Genomic DNA, 20521 nt, shown 5'->3' on the forward strand with positions numbered 1-20521 from the left:
AAAAGGATAACTTAATTAGTATTTTTCAAGTTAATAAAACTGAAAATTTAGTTTTTAATGATCTTTGAAAATTGTATATCATATGAGGGAGCTGTTAGTCATGTTGAAACGTTCGTATCAAATGCTACTCATCACAATGAGTACGCTTCTTGTAGCAATAAACTTCCTATTTCCGTTTACTAAGGTAAGTGCTGAAGTAATTCAGCGTGAGCAATATAAAATGGATTGGAGTTATAGCCATCAATATGGGAAAGATGTTCGAACGGAACTCCTCAAAAATTCTAGTGGGCAAATTGCGTACTGCATATGGACTACGTTCACCGAATGGTGAGGATCTTCCAGAAGTAGGGCGAACAGATAATGTGGTATATAGAATTTTAATGAATGGATACCCACAGAAATCTCCACAAGAATTAGGTGTTTCGAATTGGAAGGAAGCTCATTATGCAACGCAATTAGCGGTTTGGAATGCATTAGGACAATTATCTATTTCGGAGCTTGAGCATCGTAATGCTAATGTTGAAAAAGCAGCTAAGGAAATTATTTATGCGGTGAATCATAGTAACGCAATACAAGAAACTTACATGTATGTAATTCCAACTGATAAACAAGAAGCAAAACTTAATGGAGAGTACTTTGAAACGAGTTTGTACCAAGTAGAAAGTAACGCTAAAAATGGTGTATTCACTGTAAACCTTAAAAATGCACCGAATGGTACAAAAATTGTTGCTGAGAATGAAGAAATGAAAGAACAATTCCAATTAGGAGAGAAATTTCGTATTTTGGTTCCGAAATCCTCCAATACAGGTAACCTTTCTTTAAAAATCACTTCTAACCTAGTCAATTTACATGCAGTTGCTTACAAAGGAACTGATAAAATTCAAGATGCTACCGTACTATTAGAGCGTAGTGAAGAAAAAGGAAGTACGGATTTAAATGTGAGTTGGAAATCAGTAGGTCAATTAGAAGTTATTAAAGTAGGAGAACAAAAAGAAATATTACAAGGTGCTGTATTTGATGTGTTTAATAGTACGAATGAAAAGGTTGGTACTATTACTACAAATGAAAAAGGAATTGCTAGCCTTTCTAGTTTAGAAATCGGAACTTATACTTTTAAAGAGGTGAAATCACCTACTGGTTATGTAATGAACGAACAGCCACAACAGATTGAAGTTAAAACAGGTGAGATTGCAAGAGTTACAGTACAAAATAATAAAGTAAAAGGGAGTATCGAAATTAAGAAATTAAGTGACAGAGGAAAGACTCTTTCAAAAGTAGAGTTTACAGTGTTCACAGCAGAGGGAAAAGAAGTCACAAAAACAATTACAAACGAGCAAGGGATCGCACAAGTGAAGGATCTTCCATATGGAAAGTATTATTTTGTTGAGACAAAAGGGGTAGAAGGATACCTCCTTAATCAAACTAAATATCCATTCGAGATTAAAGAGCAAGGAAAAACGCTAACTTTCACAGTCGAAAATAAAGAAGTAAAAGGAAACATGCAACTTCTAAAAGTAGATGGAGAGAATCCAGATGAAAAATTAGATGGTGCAGTGTTCGTTCTTCAAGATAGTAAAGGGAAGAAAATAAGTGAACACAAAAGTGATAAAAACGGTTTGATTGAAGTGAAAGACTTACCATTTGGAGCATACTCATTTGTTGAGAAGCAAGCACCAACTGGCTATGTTTTAACGAAAGAATCTATTCCTTTTAGTATCTCGGAACAAGGAAAGACAATCATGCTAACAGCGAAAAATAAGCACATCACAGGAGAATTAGAGATTAGCAAGGTAGATATTGCAGATGGCAACAATAAGCTTCCGAACGCTGAATTTACTATCTTTAACGAGCAAGGAAAAGAAGTTGCAAAAGGAAAAACGGATGAAAACGGCATTGCAAAATTCAAGCTTCCATATGGAAAGTACACGTATAAAGAAACATTCGCACCAGACGGCTATTTACTGAATGAAGAAATATTCAATTTTGAAATTAAAGAGGATGGCCAAATTATTAAGCACACGGTGAAGGATCAGAAGAAACCGACACCACCTACACCAGAGACACCAAAACCAGAACAGCCAGAACAACCACAAAAACCAGAGCAACCAGAAGCACCACAACCACAGGTACCGGAACAACCAAAAGTAACCGAAAAACCTGTCATTCCACAACTAGAGAAACCACAACTAGAACAAACACCAAAGAAAATCGAAACGTATTTACCGACAACAGGCGGTAAAGCCGAAAATCCATATATAAAATGGCATGTGTCGTACTTGGCTTAATTGGAGCCGTATTTGCAGTAAGAAACCGTAAGAAAGCTCAATCATAATATGAAAGAATATGAAGCTCATTTTAATGAAGTAGATGAAAATCCGTTAGGCTTTGCTATTGGATTTCGAAATGCATGCATACTCGTAATTCCCATTTGGACAGTCGTTTTTTGGATAGGGAGCAAGATATAAGAAACCGAGAGGGAGATGAAATGAAATGCCAGAAATCTACGTCGGTAAAATGAAAAATTTAGGGAAACCTGGGGAAGACGTTATGCAGCGCAAGAGTGCTTGGTTACCTGAAGAATTGATGCAAGCAATCTCAATCGCTCAAACTGTAATTAAACCATTAAAGCAACATGATTATTGGATAGAATCCGCTACAAAATTATTGGCAGGAAGTATTTTGTATCTGGATCAACGGCATAAAAACCTATATTACCTAGATGTGAAAAAAGTTATTGAGTTCACGGAAAAAATGTATGAGAGTGAAGCGAACTTGGTAGAGGTAGTAAATTTGCTCGAGAATGAGCATCCAGCTTATCATATCTTCCATGAGCTAGGTCTTTATTCAAAAGAAACAAGGGATGCGATAACTATCACTTTGCTATACATTCTTGAAAAACATCAACGTGAAAAGCAAGGGGTGCAAAAAGAGTATTTTTGGTTTCAGTAGTAGTCAGAAGAGGGAAATAAAATAGAAAGGAGTGCAATACATGTTAGGCGTAGCTAAGAAGTATACAAAGGTGATTAGAGCGTTGAAAGAACTGAATGAAGGGGAAAAGGTTGCGGGTGTCATAAAAGCTCGTTTTGGAGCTTATAAAACGGTCATAGAAGATGTGAAGAAAACAACAGATGATTTTATTTTCATTTTTGATCCGAAAGGCATCTTTTATGAAGATACCCATCAAGAAAAACGAAAACAAGGATATCAAATCATCAAACATGATTTACTAACTGGTTATGAAACACTACAAATGGATCTAAAACAAAAATCCGTTGTCTACATCAGTGTAGAAACGGAAACGAGTACGTATCAAGAGAGAGGGGAAGCATTATCAAATTTTCTTCAATATCTAACAGAATGCAAGAATATAAGACCGATTCACCTGGTATTTCATCAATATGATTTGTACCCAATCCCTCATATGGAGCAGTTTTTGAAAGAAAGCGCAACATACCACATTCAGCATTCAATCGTAGTTGAATCTCAATCCGCATTACAACACATTTACGGAAAAGAAGCAGCGCAACGCATCATAACCTCGTATAACACAACAATCCTAGCATGATATGAAGCACTCGTTCACTATTTCATCCTATCTAGATGGCTAGAAAACTAGACAAGGGAGAAGCGTTTTTCTCCCTTCTTTATCAAAAATAGGAGGCGTTCATATGGGAAAAGAAAAAAGACTTACATTTTATGATATTGCGGCATCACAAGCTCATAGTGTTAAAACTTTTGATGGAAAAACATACGAACTGAAAGGCACGATAGCAATTGAAAATAGCACAGGAAGCATTGAGAAGGTGGCTCAAATTTATTATCAAGTGCGCTCAGTTAGAGATGAACATCAAAACTTGATTGCTAAACGAAAAAATAAACATGCGGAATTAGTAGCTGTAAAACAAAAGTGTAAATAAAAAAAGCGATTTTGAAGTGTGCTGAGAACATAGCACAAAGTAAGTTGCTCTTTGAAAATTTAGATATATATTGCGTATCTTTTCCTTTCAGTAATGATGTAGAAGGATAGTATACGACTTTCAATATATATGCGTGCCTCCCTTCGAAAGGTCACTAGAAGGGTTAGGTATACGTTTATCGTTGGGTGAGTAAGATCGTAAAACTCATCTGTGACCACTGGGAAATGCATTGTATCAAAGATCTGTTTGTGTCAGTATTCGTGAGGAATATCCCATTTTGACATTCTGAAGAAGCGAGGAACATCACAACAGTAGATACATAAGGTTCTACGTTCATGCCAAAATACGTAGTGCGGTATTGGGCATATAGAAACTAGGTCGGGATTAGTCTCTATACGCATGCCAATACGGGGTTCGTCATTCCAGCCATAAATGATATTTCCATTTTCTATCCCACTTTCCTTTAAATGTTATAAAATAAAGACAGATGTTGAAGTTAAAATGTGTCTCATCACACTTCAAAATCGCTTATAAAAATATGACATAGGGAGGAACATGCATGAGTCGTAAAGGGTGGATCATTTCCGCTATTGTTGGACTGTTAATTGCAATTGGTATTGGTTCAACATTTGTCTTTAGTTCGGGAAAAGGGGAAGTAATGGATCTTAGTCCGTTAGAAATGAAAAAGTTCATGAGTGAGGATGGCACAGGTTTTGTTATGTTGAATTCTAATATGAGACATAGTAATGATTGGATTTTTCTTGTAAAGAATATAGCTGAAAAGGAAAAAATTCAAGTAAGAGGGTTGAATGAAAATCGTGAGGACATTCCAGGTTCAAGTAATCCTCATGATTGGGGCTTATCACAACGAAGGGATTCTCTCGCTTATTATGAAAAAGGAAAACTGAAAAAAGATATTGATTTTTCTAAGTTTAAAGAGTCCGAACTTGAAAAAGAAGTTACCTATTTTGTCCAAAATTGCAAAGAGCAATATCAGAAGTAATCACATAAACATTGAAAGGTGGTGATATAGTGGCGATTACACAAAGGGAATTAAAAAAAGAAAAAGATATGGTAGCAAACCTATTAAGAGCCAATGGTCAGGATTATAACCATTGGCTTCATTTACATCATCAGAAATACATTGAAGAAAATCAAGATTTAGTAATGAAAGCTTTACAAGCTTATAAGGCAACAACTACAGGAGTGAAAGAAGACAGCAAGGCGAATGAATCAAGTCAGCTTAGTAACGTATAAGCACTTAAAAATGAAAAGGGAGTGAATGTATATGTCAATGTTGGAAACATTATCTCAAATGTTAGTGTTAGGTGATGCGATGGACGGTCTAATTAATACAGGGAATTCATTTATTGCATGGATGCAAAGAGGGGCAATGGTTAGTACAGCGATTGTATTTTGCTGGGGCGCTTATCTATTAATTTGGGGCGGTGAACGAGGAAGACATAAATGTATTTGGTGGTTTCTTGGTGGGGCAGCCGGACTCGTTATTGTAATGGGATGCCAATACTTAGCAGAGAGCGTAAATAGCAATGTGAAATTTGGTCAAATCTTATTCCCGTTTCTTTGGATGAAATAGTGAAAAAATATAATTAAGGCAATGAGGAGGCTATGCAAACAGTATGGCTTTTTTTGTTGCCTTTTTTCATGGAATTTAAAGTGAATGGAAGAAAGGAGAAGCCATGTTTGTCATTTTTAAGAGTAGCAATGGAACAGAAATTGAGTCGGGTAAGCAATATTCGTTTCATGAAGCTTATATCTTAACGAAACGATTAGAACGAGTTTATAGAGAGGCTGGGCGACAAGAACATATTGATTTCGATTTGTTAGATGGTCATTCTAATGAAATTTATAACGGTACATTATCACTTGGTTCGAGATATGCAAATCACATTTTTGATCACATTTCTAAAAAAATGAATGTGATGCAATTACATCCGGAACAAGAGGAACAAAAGAAGGAGCTGTTAGAAACATTAGAAAGAGAAATCAATGATTCTCCTTTTCATGAAGAATATGAATATCAAGAAGAATCATCAGAAAGGAAGGAAGAACCCTCTTATAGTCCAGCGCATGAAGTAAAAACACTAGTAAAGCCTGGAAAGGAAAATAGAAAAGGATTCAAGATTATTGCGAGTGTCATAGGAAGCGTGGTGTTAATTGGAGCTGGTGCTGTATTTGCCTTTAAGTTATTCTCTTCCGAACCAGTTTCGAGTGCAAATGCTGGCTCGGAACAATATGTAGTAAAAGGGTTACAACAGGCAGCCATTCAGCAGTATGGAGAAGCCGTTAAATACTTCGATAAGGTCAATTACACAGAATTAGATAAAGATAGTCAGAAGGCAGTTTTATTTACTTATTTATTAAACGGAAAGGCAAATAAAGCATTACAATATGAGCCGAAATTTGCAGAAAGTGTGGTTGTTTATTTTATTGGGATAGACAACATGAATAAAATCAATGAAATTGATGTCAAAAATGATGTAATCGACTTTGAAAAGGCAGCACTTAATAAGAAATATGAGGAGGTAATCAAACTTAAAGGTAAAGTCAATATGGACGGTAGACGTGAAAAACTCATTGTTGAAGCTTTTGTAAATCTAAAAAAATATGAAGATTGCTATTCTTTCGCTAAAACGCAAGGAAATAAAAACGTAATGAAAGAGGTCAAAGAATTAGAGAAACGTGATATTCAACAATCTACGATAAGTGAAGAGGAAAAGAAAATTAAGATTGAAAAAATTGATAAAGATCTACAGAACATCTAAGGGGGAGAGAATAACATGCCTTTAAATTATGAGAATCTGTACAAAAAAATGGGAATTGTTTTTCTTGGTGGTTCATTGATATTAAGTACGACAGGTTGCAGTTGGTTTGGAAGTAAGGAATCATCAAAAAGTAAATCAGCTATTACAAAAAAAGTAGATAAGAATAAGCCGGAGGAAAAGAAAGAAGATCTGAATAAACAAGATTTTGAAGCAATTACAGAGAATGCAATTCAAAGTAAGGATAATGAAGTTGCTTATGTACTCGAAGAGCTGGATAAATCAAAAATTAATTTTAAAGAAAAATCTATTGTAAGTAATCTTCAAAATGGGGATGACACCACTTCTCGTGTTCTAGCACTCTTTGATAAAGAAACAACAGATAAAACACTTCAAGATACAACAAAAGATAATGTGATTGCAGCTATTACAGATAATAAGCCACAAGTCACCGTGAATGGAGATCATTTTGCATTTGGTGATCTAAATATTGATTCTTCAGTAGCGAGTATAGGTGATATTCTTCCACCAGAGAAGAAACTAGATACAATTGTAAACCCACCAATTATAACGGAGGGTGAGAATGGCAATACGGAAAATACAGGGACAGAAAAACCAAAGCCACCAGAGCCGGAAAAACCAACAAATCCAGAGAAGCCAACAGAACCGGAAAAACCAACAAATTCAGAGAAACCGACAGAGCCGGAAAAACCAACGAATCAAGAAAAGCCAGTTTTGAAACAAAATGAAAAGATGGTAGCGAGTAAATAAAGAAAAAGCAATTGATATTGCAAAAAGGTACTCATAAAAAGAGTACCTTTTTAATTTGAAGCTGGATTGAACAGAGGTGATGCTTTGATATGTATAGTGAAAAGATATCAATCAAATATAAATTAGCTGAAAAAGAAGTACTCATTCCATTGAGTACTTTTTTGTTTGTTGGAATGTTTTTAATCGCTAATTTTTTATTAAACTTAACTTTAGAGCTGATAGAAACAACATTTAGTGATTTATTACATCCCAAACCATTTCATATGGAGGTAGGATTTCTTTTTCAGATGCCAATTGCAGAACATCCGATTTACTACATGCTTGTTTTCCTTGTAGTGATTGGAACCATTGCAAGAACAGTGTACAAATTGAAATCTTCCTTTAAAAACTTAAATAATCATGAGAAAGAATCTAGTCGTTTTACAACAGTTGAAGAGCTGAAAAAGCAGTACCGAGCTGTACCAGATCGAGAGGAAACATTTAAAGGTGGCGGTGGTGTTGTTATCTCCCGATTAGGTGACAAGGTATTTATTGATGATAGCCCGGTAAACAATTTAATCATTGGTACAACACGCTCTGGTAAAGGAGAAACCTTTGTATTTCCTACAATTGATGTCTATTCTAGAGCGGAACATAAGCCATCTTTAATTTTTAACGATCCAAAGGGGGAATTGTTCAGCGCATCAAAAGAAACGCTGGAAGAACGAGGGTATCACATTGAAGTTTTGAATTTATTAACTCCACTTGATTCTATGAGTTATAACTTATTGCAGCTTGTCAAAGATGCTTATAAAGATGGAGATTATTCAACAGCGCAAGCACTATGTAAAACACTCTCACACACTTTGTATTATAAACCAGGTGTTAAAGATCCTTTTTGGCAAGATTGCGCTATGAGCTTATGTAACGCCATGATTTTAGCCATAACAGATAAATGTATTGCAGAAGGAACAGAAGAAAAAATAACGATGTATGCAGTAGCTAACATGCTATCGGAACTTGGTTCGAAAGAAATAATTATAGATCCAGAGGAACCGCCGAAAAATGCTTTAGATTTATATTTTGAGAATTTACCATCAGACAGTGTTGCGAAAATGCAATATGCAACTTCTAATTTCTCAAAAGGGCAAGCTAGAGGTGGTATTTTTACACAAACAATGAACGGGTTATCTATTTTTACATTTGATGAAATCGCTAAAATGACCGCAAAAAATAGTGTGGATTTAAAACGTGTAGGTTTTGGAAAAACAATAAAAGGAAAAGTGACACCTAGAAAACGAATAGAAATTGTATTTCCGGATGGCTCAAAGGAGTCTACCAAATCAGATATTACGGGACGTTTTGCATTAGATTTTAAGAAAGTAATAAAAGTTGGGGATACCATTCAATTTAATGAAAAAGGAAATAAGAAAAAGAAAACATCTATTTCTATTCTGAAAATAGATGAAAAGACAGGTGATACAGAATTTAAAGTAGTAGAAGAAAATGAAGATATACAAGTAATAACAGTGGACTATTTCGATAAACCAGTCGCTATTTTTATGATTACACCAGACTTTGATTCTTCAAATCATGTGATTGCTTCTATTTTTGTAAGGCAGCTTTATTTTATATTGGCAAAGGGTGCATCCCTCGCTCGTGGAGGGAAATGTCACCGTGAAGTGATTTTTTGCTTAGATGAGTTTGGAAATATGCCGAGTATTGAAGGAATGGCAAATATTATCACGGTTTGTCTTGGTAGAAATGTTCGCTTTAACCTTGTAATCCAGGCATATGCACAATTGAAAAATAAGTATGGTGAGGATGCAGATACGATTGATGGAAACTGTGGGAATACAATTTACATTCTAACTAACGATCAAGAAACCGCCGAGAAAGTGTCTAAAAAACTAGGGAATCAGACGATTAATCTATCTTCCCGAAGCGGAAAAGGTCTTTCTACTGATAAAAATAAAACGGAAAGTCTAGATCAACGACCACTGTTAACAGCAAATGAACTTATGAATTTTAAAGAAGGAGAAAGTGCCGTTATTCGTGTCATAAAACGTCAGGATAATAACAGAAAACGGATCAGACCTCGCCCGATTTATAATACGGGGGAAACAGCCCTAAAATACAGATGGGAGTACTTAGGAGTAGAGTTCGATACAGATAAATCTATTTTAGATATAGATATTGATTCTCTACATGATGATGTAAATCCAAAATCACTTATTGTAGATTTTCTAGGAGAGAGAAAAGCAGAACAAATTGAGGAAAAAACGTCAGAACCAGAACAAGTACAAGAACAAGAAGTTTCTTCCCAAATAGAGACACCGCAGCCAGTAGAAGAGCCAACAATGATGGGAATTGATGAAGAGATTCCGGAAGAGGCATTTCAGCAGGAAGATAATCCGTTTGATTCCCTCTCCATTGAAAATTGGAAAGAAAAAACGGTTAACGAATTTTTCGAATCTGATTTAGCGGTTTTAAAACTGGTCGATAAGTTCTTTTTAGCGCAGTTAGGCAAATCATTAGATGAAGTTAAAAATCAAGAAATGGGCGAGTTTTACAGTGAATTTCAAATGTTAGCTCACAATGACCATATCGACAAAAGTGTTTATCAAGCAGTCGAAAACAAGATAAATCGAATCTTGCGTAATTTAGAAGAAAAAGAACAAGTGACAAGTTAGAAAAGCACTCAAATAATTGAGTGCTTTTTTGATTCCAAACATAAAGGAGGAAGAGGGAATGTATGTACCAACAATCACGGATAAAATGCAGTTGATTTTAGATAGTTACTCGCCATTTGTAACAGAAGAAAATGAGGTCATTCTTGGTCTAGAAGATGCGGTTCTTTTCCTTTCAGTAGATCGGGAACAAAAAGGAAAATTGATTATTCGTATCGACAGACTGAATGAAAGGGTGAATTGGACAGCAAAAGAAGTATTGGGACAATAGCAAGAATGAGAGGAGGGTAAATCGTGAAAGATGAAGAGATTTTAAAGGTTTTAGAATCGTTTTCGGATTATCTTCAAGTAGGAGACATAGTGAACTATGTATTGCGTTGGTTAGGATGGTTCCTAATTGTAGGTTTATCTTTAGTTGTAGATGCTTTAGAAGGTGTGACAGATGCCATACTGGGGATTAAAGGATTCTTTAATTCACCGGAAATACAAAATTTTGTTGATATGTTATATCCATTGTTTGTTGTTCTTTTAGCCATTTCGTTTTTATATATTGGCTACATGTTTATTATGAACAAACAAATGAATCGTTCTCAAATTATCATCAATATTTTCATAACATTGAGTGTACTTTGTTTATTAAGTACTGGTATGACAAAGGTTGATAAGTTTACCGATGATGCCATAGCGGTTGTAAAATCTGAACAAAAGGGTTCTTTAAGTGATGAAATTATTAAGAAGAATATAACGGATGTTGCAGTAATAGATCAAAATGGATGGAAAAAGAAAGAGGATATGAATCCGAAAAACAATATTCCTGAAAAAAATATTAGACAGATAGATATTACTGAAAAAATAGATAAAGATTTTGCGTTCACAAAGGATAAAAATTTATCGGATGATGGTCAGAAAATTTTGCAGAATAAAAGAGTTATGGATGCGTTAGGAGTCGCATCTTTAGCCGAATTAAAAGATGGATGGTTTGATTTCTTTCCAGAAAAGTATTATCGCTGGCATTGGAATTTTTGGAACATATTCTTTACTTTACTGATAACAGGATTAACTTTGTTGTTAGTAAGTATTAAATTAGCTAGATTATTTTATGAATTGTCTTTTAACTATTTGTTAGCAAATATATTAGCACCAGCCGATGTTGCGAATGGTCAAAAGTTAAAAGCTGTATTATCTAATATCCTCAATATATTTATAGCAACGATTATGATATTCCTATCTTTGAAGCTATACCTAATAGGAACAGCTTTTCTTCATGACAAATTAAATGGTGTACCGTATCTGATTGCTTTAGCCGCATTTAGTATGGCTGTTCTAGATGGTCCAGCAGCCGTAGAAAGGTTATTCGGTATAGATATTGGATTAAAGAGCAGTTGGGGTATGTTAGTAGGTGGTTTCGCACTTGGCAAAGGAATTGGCAGTCTTGCAAATTCAAAACCTATGAAGAGTCTCGGAAATATGATTGGAAAAGGAGCGAAAGGTGCAGCAGAAGGAACGGGTGTTGCAGCAGCTAAAACAGCAAGTGCGGCAGCAATGGCAACAGGTGGCGTGGCAGGGCTTATAAGCGGTTTGAAAAAAGGGAATGAGTCTGAAAATAAAGAGTCCTTGCAAGATCAAATGAAAAAAGCGGATCAGAAAAAAGCAAATGGTAATGATTTAGCAAAGAATGAAAAAGAAAAAGGTAACTTAAATAAGGAAAAAGATAAAAAGAATGGTGGTACGCCATCTATTCAAGAAGACATGAAAAAAGGAGGGTATGAAAACCCAGGGGGAGCAAATGAAGGAAGTCAAACACCGGGAACAGTAAGACAAGGAGCGAGTGAAGGAGGTCAAACACCAGGAACAGTAAGACAAGGAGCAAGTAAAGGAGGTCAAACACCAGGAACAGTAAGACAAGGAACAAGTGAAGGAAGTCAAACACCAGGAAGCGTAAGACAAGGAACAAGCGGAGGAAGCCCGGCACCAATAGAAACACCAAGACCAGCATCAAGCGGAGGAAGCCCGGCACCAGTAGAAACACTAAGATCAGTACCAAGTGGAGGAAGCCCAGCACCAATAGAAACACCAAGACCAGCATCAAGCGGAAGTAGCCCAGCACCAGTGGAAACACCAAGATCAGTACCAAGCGGAAGTAGCCCGGCACCAGTGGAAACGCCAAGATCAGTACCAAGTGGAAGTAGCCCAGCACCARTAGAAACACCAAGATCAGTACCAAGTGGAGGAAGCCCGGCACCAATAGAAACACCAAGATCAGTACCAAGTGGAGGAAGCCCGGCACCAATAGAAACACCAAGATCAGTACCAAGCGGAAGTAGCCCGGCACCAATAGAAACACCAAGATCAGTACCAAGTGGAGGAAGCCCGGCACCAATAGAAACACCAAAATCAGTACCAAGTGGAGGAAGCCCGGCATCAGCCGACATCGTAACGGTGACACATAGTAGTCCAATTATTCCTTATGAAAGTGATAAAGAAGTAGCAGCAAGTAGAGGTCAAGAAACACGGACATTAGGACAATATACAACCGAAAAAGTTAAACATACGACATCATCGGTGAAACAAAAGGTAAGAGGAGTGCAAGAACGCATTCATAATTCGGAAACGGTACAGAATACAAAGCGTTTTTATCAGATGGGGCAAAACACGAGTAAAAGTTGGAGAGATATTGTGAACAAAAATAAAAACAATACAGATAAAAAATAAGCGTAATCGTACGCTTATTTTTTATTGTCGAAAAGGAGGGAATCCCGATGAGAAGCTATCGGATTCCGAAGGAAATCAGTACAGAATTACGGATTAATAAAGTGCTTTATTTAATAGATTTCTTTTTATTAATTGGTTTATTAGTTGTAACAATGATTCTTAGGAACTTCGTACATGAGTCCTTTCAGTTACCATTTATTCTTTTCATGGTAGCTATTGCAATTATCATGATTTGGCGACCAAGTACGAATCCTCAAAAACGAATGTATGAAGTATTGATTATTACATTGCTAAGAAGGAAAGGTGCATATTGCGCCATTGATAACGATCAATAAGGGAGGGATCACATATGGCGTTATTCAGCGAAAAAGATGTAGAGAAAGAAGAGCCAAAACAACTAGAGAGACCAAAGAAAAATGCATTTCGATTTAACGAAAAAAATGTAAAAGAATCAATTTCTGAACCAAAAGAAATTGTGAGAGTGGTACCCAACAAAAAGAAAGAAGAAAAACCAAAGGTAGAACCAAAAGTAGAACCAAAGGTAGAAAAAAAGAAGAAAGAAAAGCCAAAGAAAGACGCTTCGAAAAAGAAAAATCCAAAACTGTTAGGTTTTTTATCTAGAAAAAAGAAAGAAGCACCACCAAAGGTAAAGAAAAGTATTGCGGATATTATGCAAATTGTAGACATGACAGAGGATGGCATATTTGAACTGAAAAATGAGGAGTTTTTAGAAATTCTTCAAGTGGAAGGTGATGATATGTTCTCTAAGAATAGCGATGAACAAGCATTTGTCATTTTCTCACATGCGTATTTTTATCAAGCATACAAACAGTCCATAAAACTCGTTTTTTTAAACTTCCCATGTCAAACAACTGAACAACAGCGATATATTGAGAAGAAAATTAAAGAATGTACCAGTCCTTTGTATGAACGAATTTTAAATCAAAAGTTAAAAGAACTGCAGTTTTTAGAATGGGGCAGAACCAATCGGGAAGCCTTCTTATTTATTTACGGAGAAACGGAGTTAATCGTAAAAGAACGTGTAGATGCAGCAAAGCGATATATCAAACGCTCTACGGAACTATTAGAGGTGGATGAAGAGAAAAAGTTAGAGCTTATGTTTAAATTGTTTAATCAAAATGCAAAATTAGGAACGAAAAATATATGGTAGTAAGGGGGCAACAATATGTTTGCGTTCAGGAGTAAAAAATCTAAAAAAGAAAAACAAGAGGAACTAAAAAAGAAGAAAGGTTACAACCCCTTTTTAGTGGCTAGAGTTCAGCCACAAGGGGGAATTAGTTTTAAAGAAAGTTATTTTCAAACAGGTGATGGATTAGGTACTTGCATTCATGTCTATGATTATCCAACAGAGGTAAATGATTTTTGGTTAGAGCAAATTATGAATATGCCAAATGTGATCACAACATTAGATGTCATGAGTGATAATCGAAATGAAGTTGTTGAATCAATTAATAAATCCATGAGTGAGCAAAGCGTTCGGCATGATACAGCAAAGGATAATATAGATCGGATCGATGCAAAAAATGAATTTTTAGAGCTGGAAGCTCTTTATACGGATTTGAAACAAGGTGAGGTCATGAAACGTATTCACATTCGTATTTATGTTTCCGCTAGAACAATAGATGAGCTAGAAAAACAAGTAAAAGAGATCCTGGAAACATTAGAATCTTATAATTTTCGAGGAGCTGTCTTTTTAAATGAACAAGAGTATGAATGGGATGCACTCGTAACGAGCTTTGATACACAAAAAAATTATGTGAACCGAAGAAAAGGGAAAGAAATTCCGGCAGTCAGTTTGGCTGGTGGGTGTCCGTTTCATTATTCCTATTTGCACGATCCATACGGTACGTATTATGGAACAACGAAAACAAAAGGAAATGTTATTTTTGATATCTTCCACAAAGACAATCAAAGAAAGAGTTATAACGGTGTAATGATTGGGAAGTCTGGTGCGGGGAAATCAACATTGTTAAAAAAGAAAAGTGTGGATTATGCAAGTAAGGGTCATTTTGTTCGGATATTTGATGTTGTAGAAGAGTTTACAGATACAGTGAAAGAACTAGGAGGAAAGACCATCTCATTAGACGGTTCTCAAGGTCAAATTAACCCACTTCAAGTCTACAAAACAGCAGAACTTGAAGAAGTTAGTTTCACTCAACATCTATCTAAATTGACAATTTTTTATCGATTCATTGCGCCAGAGGCAAAAGATGATGAAATTAAAGAATATGAAAATTTGCTTCGTAAATTATATATTCGTATGGGATTATGGAATGACGAAAAAGGAGCGAAAAATGAAATTACAACAAGAAAATCAAAAGAATATCCGATTTTCTCTGACTTTTTAATGTTTGTTCGTAAAGAATTATATCAAGATGTAGAAGCTAGAAAGCATCATGATAATTTAGGAGACAGTAGAATTCATCGTTTAGAATTAATTGAATTAAATCTTACAAATTTAGTAGAAGCATATGCAGAATTATTTGATGGTCATACTACAATTGAAGATTTCAAGAAAGAACAAGTTGTATCCTTTTCCTTACGGAATATATCCAGCTTTAAACCAGAAGTATTCCAGGCACAGATCTTTAATGTGTTAAATCTCCTTTGGGATGAAATGATTTCAAATGGTGCGCCTCAATTAAAAGCCTTTAACAAAAAGCAACTTGCTTTTGAAGATGTAGTTCGTTATTTCATTATTATTGATGAGGCACATCATATTATTAACACAAAAAAAGAAAGCGCTCATGCCCTACAATTTTTAACGAAACTTAGCCGAGAAGATCGAAAATACTTTGCAGGGCTTTTATATGCAAGTCACACGATTCGTGATTTTGTACCGGAAGGATCTTCACAAGAAATGATTGATGAAATTAAAAAACTATTTGAACTTACACAGTACAAATTTATCATGCAGCAAGATAATAACAGTTTAGATATGTTACGAAAAGTATTTGCAGGACAGTTAAGTGAAAGTGAGATTGCAGCGATTCCACATTTGCCAACAGGGGATGTCATCTTAAGTATTGGGGCTGTAAAAAACATTCACTTCCATGTAGAAGTAACGGACGAAGAATTGATGTTATTCGGGGGAGGTGCTTAATACTATGCATCTAGTTTTAAAGGTTATACCAAAGAAATGGCTCATCACTTTAGCGCTACTTGTGATGGGTCTTTTTTCTTTTCTTTTACTTGGAGTTATGAGTATTTTTATTGCGGCAATGGGTGAAGAGAGTGGAACAGACGCAGGTGATATTACGTATACAGGTGAAGGGCAGGTCATGAATGTTTCGCCCGAAGTTTTAAAATGGGAGCCTACGATTCGAAAGCATGCAAAAGCCTTTGGTGTGGAACCATTTGTAGCTTTAATGCTTGCTCAAATGATGCAAGAGAGCGGAGGACGTGGTAGTGATCCAATGCAGAGTTCCGAAGGCGCTTTTAATACGAAATATTGTAAATCACCAAACTGTATTACAGATCCAGACTATAGTATTTGGGCTGGTGTACAGGAGTTTAAACATGCGATAGAAAGAGCCGGAGTAACGAGTCCTGGTGACATGGATCATATCAAAACAGCCCTCCAAGAGTACAATTTCGGGACAGGATTTTTTGATTTTGTTGGCGCAAATGGTGGTAAATATACGAAAGAATTAGCAATCAAATTTTCACAACAACAGTATCAAAAAGTAAAACATACAGGAATGTATCATTGTCTTAGACCAGAAGCCGTACCGTATCAAGCGTGTTATGGCGATATTGTGCGCCCGTAAAGGGAGTAAGAGAACATGGTGATTGCAAATCATTAGGTCTTCCCTAAATGACCTAGCATCACTTGACTAACCTTGGAGGGAAACTGAAGGGGGACAACAGCATGTCAAGAAAGCCGTAAGTTGATTAATCATCGAATCACGACTGAACGGCAAGATGTGAAGTATGGATAAGGATGAAAGCTATACTGCTTGAACGATAGCACAAGGAAGGCCACCGTAACTCATTTCGGAAGATGGTTATATACGGAATGTGGTAGATGACATAGCGATAAAGGTGTCGTCGCTATGTATAGGGACATCTACTATCCTCCACTATACGTGGAAACGTGTGAAAGTCGCATCCGAAACCATATGTGCAAATCTCTTGTCTCCTAAACGGGGATTACCTAAGTTGGAATGCCAGAAGGCTATTGAGGATGACTTCAAGGCTCTGCCAAGAAGTGTGGCTCATGAATATCCAATACGGTAACGGAGTCTTCATAGTAGTCCGAGCTAGGGAAAGCCTAGTGCATGGCGAAGGAAGACAGTCTGTCCGCTTAAAAATGAAATTGGGGAGGTGCGAAAGGCATCATGCAAAGTCCAAAAGTAGTATTAAGCAACCTGCAAAAACAGAGTCAGAAGGAAGACTATAAATTCCGACGACTCTATCGAAATTTGTATAATCCAGAGTTCTATTTCACGGCGTATGACAATCTTAGTAAAAATGATGGTGCACTCACAATGGGTGTAGATAAACGATCTATTGATGGATTTTCAATAGAAATTATTGAAGAACTTATAGAAACTCTTAAGCAACGGACATATCAACCGTTCCCATCAAAAAGAGTATATATCCCTAAGAAAAACGGAAAGAAAAGACCATTGGGTATACCTAGTTTTGCGGATAAATTGGTGCAAGAAGTTGTGAGAATGATATTGGAAGCGATATATGAACCAACGTTCTCCATATCATCACATGCTTATCAAAAAGGTAAAAGCTGTCACACGGCACTTCAAGAAATCCAAAGAACGTTTACTGGTAGCAAATGGTTTATTGAAGGGGATATTAAAGGGTTTTTTGATAACATAAATCATCATACTTTAATTGGCATCTTAAGAAAACGTATTGAAGATGAGGCATTTATTGAACTGATATGGAAATTTCTTCGTGCTGGATACATGGAAGAATGGAAATTTCATAATACCTTTAGCGGTGCACCGCAAGGTGGTATTATCAGTCCACTTCTTTCGAATATCTATTTAAACGAACTGGACAAATACATGATGGATTTTATACAAAAATTCAATCAAGGAAAGAAACGTAAGATAAATCCAGACTACGAAAGAAAATATACTCAAATGAGAAAAGCGATTCGGAAGTATAAAATTGCATTAGAAAATGAACAAATGGGAGAAGCGGAGCAACATTTAGAACAAGCTAAAGCATTAAAGAAGGAATTAAGCTCAATTCCATATAGCAATCCGATGGACTCAAATTATAAACGTCTTACTTATGTCAGATACGCTGATGATTTTCTAATTGGTGTGATTGGTTCGAAGTATGACGCTAGAAATATTAAGGAAACACTGACTGAGTATCTAATGGAGACACTTCAATTGGAATTGTCACAAGAGAAAACGCTTATAACCCATGCTTCCGAAAATCATGCAGGATTTCTCGGTTATAACATTCGTGTTTTTAGAGGAAGTGAACCTCGAAAAGATGCGATTGGCAGAGTATGTAGATACCTTAATGGAAAAGTTCAGTTAAAAATGCCTCACGAAGCTTGGGTTAACAAGTTGAAGAAATACCAAGCTATCAAAATGAGTGCCGATGGCACATGGATGCCAAAAGATAGAGGGTACTTCCTTCATAATGAAGATTTAGAGATTGTCGCTCAATATAACAGTGAAATAAGAGGGTTATACAACTATTATCGGCTAGCAGAAAACGTGAGTAATCATATGCATCGTTTTGCTTACTTTATGTATTACTCTATGCTGAAAACATTTGCATCTAAGTATAGAGTTAAAACAAAAGAGATTCGAAAACGATATGAGAAAAATAAGCGATTTACTGTCACATATAAAACATCTCGAGGAGAAAAACAAACATATTTCATCGAACGTAGTTTTCCAAGAGAGAAAAGGTCAAAAGAAGCGAATCTAGACCTACTTCCAGCTACAAAATATGTGTTAAGTGAAACGAGACTTTCTGATCGAATCAAAGCAGAACAATGTGAATTGTGTGGGAAAACCAACACCATAATTCATATGCATCACGTAAAAAGGTTGAAAGACATTAAAAATAAGCCGAATAAATCCTTCCTAGAGCAACGTATGGTTTCAAGGAATCGTAAAACCATAGCGTTATGTAAGGAGTGCCACGTTAAAAGGCACAAAGGAGAAGTATAAGCAGGAGACAGATGGAGAGCCGGATACATTGAGAGATGTAAGTCCGGTTCGGGGAGGAGCATTTGGAAACCTATCACAGCAATGTGAAAAGGCGCTGGGTGCTTACTCTACTTGTACGTTGATGCAGTTTTAAAATATTATCAGCCGGGTTCTGTTGTTTCTGGTGGAGGAGGAAATCCAGGAAGTGGCGGAAGTAGCGGTTCAAAAGTTGCCGATGTAGGTCGCCAATGGATAGGGCGTTCTACCTATGTATTTGGTGGAGGACGTAACACAAATGACATCGCAAGAGGAATATTTGATTGTTCAAGTTTTGTACGCTGGGCGTTCGAACAAGTAGGTATGTATACCAGTCCAATAGGAGCTGTAAGTACGGAAACATTAAATAAAATTGGTACAAAAGTATCAGCAAATGATATGAAACCGGGTGATGTTATTTTCTTTGATACCTACAAACATGACGGACACGTTGGCATTGTAATTGATAAAAATACTTTCATTGGATGCCAAACGAATAAAGGTGTTTCTATTGAAGATTTAAATAATCCATATTGGAAAAAAGTCTTTTCTGGTCACGTAAGGCGATTCTAGAAAAATAGGAGTGTGAAAAAATGTTGTCGTTAAATAAATCGAAAGTATATCTATTCTTAGTGGTTATGGCTGTCAATTTAGTATTAGGTCTTGTAAGTGTAAATATTGATTTAATCGTTGCGGTTCCATTCTTAGCACTTACGGTATTTATTGCAGTTAATGATGAAATTTTAGAGGAAGCTACAAAAGGTAAAGTAACTACATTATTTAAAAAGAAGACAGAACTAATGCTACTAATCTTGTTATGTCTTCTTTGTTTTTGTTCGGGGATTTTAATTTATAGAATCATGTAAAGGAGGAATTAATATGAAAGATAAACGAAAATCTTTGTTTATTGTGTTTGTCATTTTAGTTATAGGTGTGACAGCTTTTAATATCTATTTGAGCAAAAAATCAATGAGTGATGGCAAAGAAAAACAGTTAAAACTTTCAAATGAATTACTAACAAAACAAAATGAAGACTTAAAAAAACGACTGGATAAGGTGCTTCCTTCCGCACAAGAACAACAGAGAAGGGCGTATTTATCGACAGCCGAAACGTTTATTCAATTATCATTTCATCGAGAAAAAGAAGGCTACAGTGAACGAAAAGAAAAAGCAAAATCCATTATGAGTGAAGAACTATTACAACAATTTTATCCAACTGATAAATACGAATTAGGAGATACGTATAAAACGAAACCAATAGAAATGAAGTTTTATTTACAAGAAAATGAACCCGATAAAGAGGAGGTAAATGTGTTAGCTGAATTTATAAATGTCACGACAGATTCAACGCAAAACCGAGAAGAAAAAGTAAACAATGTGTTACGAATCATCATGAAAAAAGAAAATGAAACATGGCGAGTTACAAGTGTGGAAGAGTTAAATATGAAAGTTTTATAACAAAAAAGGTG

The 20521-nt window shown here is 35.9% G+C and carries 17 protein-coding genes and 3 pseudogenes; all 20 read left to right on the top strand.

The window, feature by feature from the left end:
• The first annotated feature begins 100 nt into the window (after positions 1-100).
• The 20 genes and pseudogenes from ASE54_RS15485 to ASE54_RS15580 all read left to right on the top strand — a co-directional run bounded on the left by ASE54_RS15485 (position 101) and on the right by ASE54_RS15580 (position 20510).
• Positions 101-2332 (top strand): annotated as a pseudogene (locus ASE54_RS15485) (SpaA isopeptide-forming pilin-related protein).
• 158 nt (positions 2333-2490) lie between these two features.
• Positions 2491-2949, top strand: coding sequence for a hypothetical protein (locus ASE54_RS15490; RefSeq protein WP_001114219.1), 459 nt, complete (start codon positions 2491-2493; stop codon positions 2947-2949).
• A 40-nt stretch (positions 2950-2989) separates the two neighbouring features.
• Positions 2990-3565 (top strand): hypothetical protein, encoded by a 576-nt coding sequence (locus ASE54_RS15495; protein ID WP_000901829.1) that lies wholly within the window; start codon positions 2990-2992, stop codon positions 3563-3565.
• A 103-nt stretch (positions 3566-3668) separates the two neighbouring features.
• A complete protein-coding gene (locus tag ASE54_RS15500; RefSeq protein ID WP_000514061.1) occupies positions 3669-3917 on the top strand; it encodes a hypothetical protein in 249 nt (82 codons plus the stop codon).
• A gap of 559 nt (positions 3918-4476) precedes the next feature.
• Positions 4477-4920: a hypothetical protein gene (locus tag ASE54_RS15505; protein WP_000087501.1), complete on the top strand. Its 444-nt coding sequence runs from the start codon at positions 4477-4479 to the stop codon at positions 4918-4920.
• Between the two features lie 29 nt (positions 4921-4949).
• Complete coding sequence (locus tag ASE54_RS15510) at positions 4950-5174, top strand: hypothetical protein (RefSeq protein WP_001018803.1); 225 nt, start codon at positions 4950-4952, stop codon at positions 5172-5174.
• Between the two features lie 31 nt (positions 5175-5205).
• Entirely contained in the window at positions 5206-5514 is a 309-nt protein-coding gene (locus ASE54_RS15515; RefSeq protein WP_000062188.1) for a hypothetical protein, read from the top strand.
• 103 nt (positions 5515-5617) lie between these two features.
• Positions 5618-6703: a hypothetical protein gene (locus ASE54_RS15520; RefSeq protein ID WP_000497579.1), complete on the top strand. Its 1086-nt coding sequence runs from the start codon at positions 5618-5620 to the stop codon at positions 6701-6703.
• A gap of 15 nt (positions 6704-6718) precedes the next feature.
• Positions 6719-7471: a hypothetical protein gene (locus ASE54_RS15525; RefSeq protein WP_001130592.1), complete on the top strand. Its 753-nt coding sequence runs from the start codon at positions 6719-6721 to the stop codon at positions 7469-7471.
• 89 nt (positions 7472-7560) lie between these two features.
• Positions 7561-10143 (top strand): type IV secretory system conjugative DNA transfer family protein, encoded by a 2583-nt coding sequence (locus ASE54_RS15530; protein ID WP_000286731.1) that lies wholly within the window; start codon positions 7561-7563, stop codon positions 10141-10143.
• Positions 10144-10201: 58 nt separating this feature from the next.
• Entirely contained in the window at positions 10202-10411 is a 210-nt protein-coding gene (locus ASE54_RS15535) for a hypothetical protein (protein ID WP_000289453.1), read from the top strand.
• Between the two features lie 23 nt (positions 10412-10434).
• Positions 10435-12852 carry a pLS20_p028 family conjugation system transmembrane protein gene (locus ASE54_RS15540; RefSeq protein WP_057272988.1) on the top strand — a complete coding sequence of 806 codons (2418 nt, stop codon included), beginning with the start codon at positions 10435-10437 and terminating at the stop codon, positions 12850-12852.
• A gap of 47 nt (positions 12853-12899) precedes the next feature.
• Positions 12900-13187, top strand: coding sequence for a DUF5592 family protein (locus ASE54_RS15545; RefSeq protein ID WP_001258281.1), 288 nt, complete (start codon positions 12900-12902; stop codon positions 13185-13187).
• A gap of 14 nt (positions 13188-13201) precedes the next feature.
• Complete coding sequence (locus ASE54_RS15550; RefSeq protein WP_001173334.1) at positions 13202-14023, top strand: hypothetical protein; 822 nt, start codon at positions 13202-13204, stop codon at positions 14021-14023.
• A gap of 15 nt (positions 14024-14038) precedes the next feature.
• Positions 14039-15976 (top strand): hypothetical protein, encoded by a 1938-nt coding sequence (locus ASE54_RS15555; protein WP_000457251.1) that lies wholly within the window; start codon positions 14039-14041, stop codon positions 15974-15976.
• A gap of 4 nt (positions 15977-15980) precedes the next feature.
• Positions 15981-16634, top strand: a pseudogene (locus tag ASE54_RS15560) (lysozyme family protein); the annotation flags it as partial.
• Positions 16635-17213: 579 nt separating this feature from the next.
• On the top strand, positions 17214-19037 hold the full coding sequence (locus tag ASE54_RS15565; protein WP_001191655.1) for a reverse transcriptase domain-containing protein: 1824 nt from the start codon (positions 17214-17216) through the stop codon (positions 19035-19037).
• A 111-nt stretch (positions 19038-19148) separates the two neighbouring features.
• Positions 19149-19625: pseudogene (locus ASE54_RS15570) on the top strand (C40 family peptidase); the annotation flags it as partial.
• A gap of 20 nt (positions 19626-19645) precedes the next feature.
• Positions 19646-19918, top strand: a complete 273-nt coding sequence (locus tag ASE54_RS15575) for a hypothetical protein (protein ID WP_000950095.1) — start codon at positions 19646-19648, stop codon at positions 19916-19918.
• 13 nt (positions 19919-19931) lie between these two features.
• Entirely contained in the window at positions 19932-20510 is a 579-nt protein-coding gene (locus ASE54_RS15580) for a hypothetical protein (RefSeq protein ID WP_000653490.1), read from the top strand.
• Positions 20511-20521 lie beyond the last annotated feature (11 nt).

Origin of the sequence: Bacillus sp. Root131 (assembly GCF_001429475.1) — a bacterium.
GTDB lineage: Bacteria > Bacillota > Bacilli > Bacillales > Bacillaceae_G > Bacillus_A > Bacillus_A thuringiensis_S.